Source organism: Rhizobacter sp. (assembly GCF_035702065.1).
Lineage (GTDB): Bacteria > Pseudomonadota > Gammaproteobacteria > Burkholderiales > Burkholderiaceae_C > Rhizobacter.
Map to the genome: position 1 here is coordinate 1 of NZ_DASSRA010000307.1, position 4,722 is coordinate 4,722.

The 4,722-nt window shown below is 63.3% G+C and carries 3 protein-coding genes; all 3 read left to right on the forward strand.

Annotation, left to right across the window (positions count from 1 at the left end):
- Positions 1-833, forward strand: an 833-nt coding sequence (gene dnaA / locus VFL64_RS13880) for a chromosomal replication initiator protein DnaA (protein WP_489540970.1), incomplete at its 5' end; no start/stop codon positions are given.
- Between the two features lie 234 nt (positions 834-1,067).
- The gene (gene dnaN / locus VFL64_RS13885) at positions 1,068-2,174 is read left to right on the forward strand and encodes a DNA polymerase III subunit beta (RefSeq protein ID WP_489540971.1); all 1,107 of its coding nucleotides are present in this window, start codon (positions 1,068-1,070) and stop codon (positions 2,172-2,174) included.
- A gap of 110 nt (positions 2,175-2,284) precedes the next feature.
- On the forward strand, positions 2,285-4,722 hold a 2,438-nt coding region (gyrB, locus tag VFL64_RS13890; RefSeq protein ID WP_489540972.1), incomplete at its 3' end, for a DNA topoisomerase (ATP-hydrolyzing) subunit B.

Consider the following 4,722-nt stretch of genomic DNA (forward strand, 5'->3'; position numbering starts at 1 on the left):
CCGACCGCAGCGACGCGCGCGTGCTCTACCTGCACGCCGAGCAGTTCATCACCGACGTGGTGAAGAACTACCAGCGCAAAACCTTCGATGAGCTGAAGGCCAAGTACCACCAGCTCGACCTGCTGCTGATCGACGACGTGCAGTTCTTCGCTGGCAAGGAGCGCACGCAGGAAGAGTTCTTCAACGCCTTCGAAGCCCTGCTGGCCAAGAAGGCCCACATCATCATGACCAGCGACACCTACCCCAAGGGGCTGGTGGACATCGACGAGCGCCTCACCTCGCGCTTCGACGCCGGGCTGACGGTGGCCATCGAGCCGCCAGAGCTCGAGATGCGCGTGGCCATCCTGATGCGCAAGGCCGACCTCGAAGGCACGCCCATGCCCGAGGACGTGGCCTTCTTCGTCGCCAAGAACGTGCGTGCCAATGTGCGCGAACTGGAAGGCGCGCTGCGCAAGATCCTCGCGTACTCGCGCTTCTCGCAGAAAGACATCAACATCCAGCTGGCCCGCGAGGCCTTGAAAGACCTGCTGTCGATCCAGAACCGCCAGGTGGGTGTCGAAAACATCCAGAAGACGGTGGCGGACTTCTACAAGATCAAGGTCGCCGACATGTACAGCAAGAAGCGCCCGGCCAGCATCGCCCGGCCGCGCCAGATCGCCATGTACATCGCCAAGGAGATGACGCAGAAGAGCCTGCCCGAGATCGGTGAGCTCTTCGGCGGGCGCGACCACACCACGGTGCTGCACGCGGTGCGCAAGATTGCCGCCGAGCGCCAGAAGAACACCGAGCTCAACCAGCAGCTGCACGTGCTGGAGCAGACCCTCAAGGGCTGAGCCGGATGAAATCGAGTCCTGTCAATTCACAACCCTGGGGACAACTTCATGACAACTTGCCAGCTGTCCACAGGCCTGGTGCATTGCGCAAAGTTGTTGTGTCCCGCTCCCGTGATTTCACAGCCTTCGCACACAGGGTTGCCGGCAAGATAAGCGGTTGAAAGAAAAGGGGAAAATGGCGTTCTCCACAGAAAACGTCGTTCCCTACTAAGACGACTAAATTAAGAGGTTCACATGATTGTCTTGAAGGCAGCACAAGAAAAAGTATTGAGTGCTTTGCAAGCCGTGTCGGGCATCGTCGAGCGGCGCCACACGCTGCCCATCCTGGCCAACGTGCTGATCCGCAAGACCGGGGCTCAGATCGAGTTCACCACCAGCGACCTGGAGATCCAGGTGCGCACCCTGGCCGACCTGGACGGCGACACCGCCAACTTCAGCACCACCGTCGGTGCGCGCAAGCTGATCGACATCCTGCGTTCGCTGCCGGCCGACCAGACCGTGACCCTCTCGGCCAACCAGAACAAGCTCACGCTGCAAGGCGGCAAGAGCCGCTTCACGTTGCAGACGCTGCCGGCCGACGACTTCCCGCTGGTGCAGGAGGCCGCCGACTTCGGCCCCATGTTCAGCGTGCCGCAGAAGACGCTCAAGTCGCTCATCAACCAGGTGCACTTCGCGATGGCGGTGCACGACATCCGCTACTACCTCAACGGCATCCTGTTCGTGGCCGAAGGCAAGAGCCTCACGCTCGTCGCCACCGACGGCCACCGCCTGGCGCTGGCCCAGGCCAACCTCGACGTCGAGATCCCCAAGCAGGAAGTCATCCTGCCGCGCAAGACCGTGCTCGAGCTGCAGCGCCTGCTCAAGGACGAAGAGACACCCATCGAGATGCGCTTCGCCGGCAACCAGGCCAAGTTCAGCTTCAGCGGCATGGAATTCGTCACCAAGCTGGTCGAGGGCAAGTTCCCCGACTACAACCGCGTCATCCCCAAGAACCACAAGAACCACGTGACGCTGGGCCGTGCGGCACTGCTGGCCAGCCTGCAGCGCGCCGCCATCCTGACCAGCGAGAAGTTCAAGGGCGTGCGCGTCAACATCGAACCCGGCAGCCTGCGCATCGCTTCCAGCAACGCCGAGCAGGAAGAGGCCAAGGAAGAACTCGAGATCGACTACGGTGGCGACGCCATCGAGATCGGCTTCAACGTCACCTACCTGATGGATGCGCTGGCCAACATGAGCGTCGAGATGGTCAAGCTCGAACTGCAAGACACCAACTCCAGCGTCTTGATCACCGTGCCCGAGCAGGCCGGCTTCAAGTACGTGGTGATGCCCATGCGCATCTGATCTCTACCGGCAGCGGCACTGCTTGCCGCTACCGCCAGCAAGCGGGCTTCGGCCCGCTTCACCGTTTCTAAGAAGGGGTGCAAGCCCCACTCAGCGAGTCACCACCGGCCATGACCGACGTTCAAAACCTTCCCGAAGAACCTGCCAAGAAGACGGCTGCCGAGATCAGCGCCGGCTATGGCGAAGGCAGCATCCAGATCCTCGAAGGCCTGGAGGCTGTGCGCAAGCGCCCCGGCATGTACATCGGTGACACCTCCGACGGCACGGGCCTGCACCACCTGGTGTTCGAGGTGGTCGACAACTCCATCGACGAGGCGCTGGCCGGCCACTGCGACGACATCGTCGTCACCATCCACACCGACAACTCCATCTCCGTCATCGACAACGGCCGCGGCATCCCCACCGGCGTGAAGATGGATGACAAGCACGAACCCAAGCGCAGTGCGGCCGAGATCGCGCTCACCGAACTGCACGCCGGCGGCAAGTTCAACCAGAACAGCTACAAGGTCTCGGGGGGCCTGCACGGCGTGGGCGTGTCGTGCGTGAACGCACTGTCCAAGTGGCTGCGCCTGACGGTGCGGCGCGACGGCAAGGTGCACTTCATCGAGTTCCGCAAGGGCATCCCGCAAGACCGCCAGCTCGAAATGCGCGGCGGCTTCGAGGTGAGCCCGATGAAGGTCACCGGCGAGACCGAGAAGCGCGGCACCGAGGTGCACTTCCTGCCGGACGAAGAGATCTTCCAGCAGAACGCCGACTTCCACTACGACATCCTGGCCAAGCGTCTGCGCGAGCTCTCGTTCCTCAACAATGGCGTGAAGATCCGCCTGGTCGACGAGCGCAACAACAAGGAAGACAACTTCGCCTTTGCCGGCGGCGTGAAGGGCTTCGTCGACTTCATCAACACCGGCAAGAAGGTGCTGCACCCGACCGTCTTCCACGCCACCGGCGAAAAGAACAGCGAGCAGGGCACCACCATCACCACCGAAGTGGCGATGCAGTGGAACGACGGCTACAGCGAGTCGGTGCTGTGCTTCACCAACAACATCCCGCAGCGCGACGGCGGCACCCACCTGACCGGCCTGCGCGCCGGCATGACGCGCGTCATCAACAAGTACATCGAAGACAACGAGCTGGCCAAGAAGGCCAAGGTCGAGATCACCGGTGACGACATGCGCGAAGGCCTGTGCTGCGTGCTGAGCGTGAAGGTGCCCGAGCCCAAGTTTTCGAGCCAGACCAAGGACAAGCTGGTCTCCAGCGAAGTGCGCGGCCCGGTCGAAGACGTGGTGAGCAAGGCCCTGACCGATTACCTGCTCGAGAACCCGAACGACGCCAAGATCATCTGCGGCAAGATCGTCGAGGCCGCCCGGGCCCGCGAAGCCGCCCGCAAGGCGCGCGAGATGACGCGCCGCAAAGGCGTGCTCGATGGCATGGGCCTGCCCGGCAAGCTGGCCGATTGCCAGGAGAAGGATCCGGCGCTGTGCGAGATCTACATCGTCGAGGGTGACTCCGCCGGCGGCTCCGCCAAGCAGGGCCGCGACCGCAAGTTCCAGGCGATCCTGCCGCTGCGCGGCAAGATCCTCAACGTGGAGCGCGCGCGCTTCGAGCGCCTGCTGACCAGCAACGAAATCCTCACGCTGATCACCGCACTCGGCACCAGCATCGGCAAGGAAGAGTTCAACCCCGACAAGCTGCGCTACCACCGCATCATCATCATGACCGACGCGGACGTGGACGGCGCGCACATCCGCACGCTGCTGCTGACCTTCTTCTACCGCCAGATGCCCGAGATCGTGGAGCGCGGCCACATCTACATCGCGCAGCCGCCGCTCTACAAGGTCAAGCTCGGCAAGGAAGAGCAGTACCTGAAAGATGGCCACGAGCTCGATGGCTACTTGCTCAGGGTGGCGCTGAAAGACGCCAAGCTTGAAACAGGGGTCGGTGGCGTGGTGCTGCAGGGCGACACGCTCGACGGGCTGGCCCGCCAGTACGTGCTGGCCAACAACGTAGTCGACCGCCTCAGCAAGTGGATGGACGTGGAAGCCCTGCGCGCCATGGCCAACGGCTTTGCGCTCAACCTCGACACGCTCGAAGCCGCCGAAGCCTCGGCGCTGGCGCTCAAGGGAGCGCTGCACAACGCCGAGGTCACGGCCGAGTTCGACGCTCGTACCGACAAGCACATCCTGCGCATCAGCCGCATGCACCACGGCAACGTGAAGAGCAGCGTGATCAGCGCCGACTTCGTGCATGGCGCCGACTACGAAGCCCTGAGCACCGCCGGCCTCACCTTCAAGGGCCTGGTGGGTGCCGATGCCGTGGTCAAGCGCGGCGAGGGCGAGAAGCAGAAGGAAGCCAAGGTGTCCGACTTCCGCCAGGCCATGGCCTGGCTGCTGCAGCAGGCCGAGTCCGCCGTCGGCCGCCAGCGCTACAAGGGCCTGGGCGAGATGAACCCCGAGCAGCTGTGGGAGACCACCCTGGACGTCGACGCGCGCACGCTTTTGCAGGTGAAGGTCTCGCACGCCGACGATGCTGACGACATGTTCTCGCGGCT

Coding starts and splice junctions, on each gene's coding strand:
- dnaN (WP_489540971.1), top strand. CDS start 1,068: ATGATTGTCTTGAAGGCAGCACAAGAAAAAGTATTGAGTGCTTTGCAA.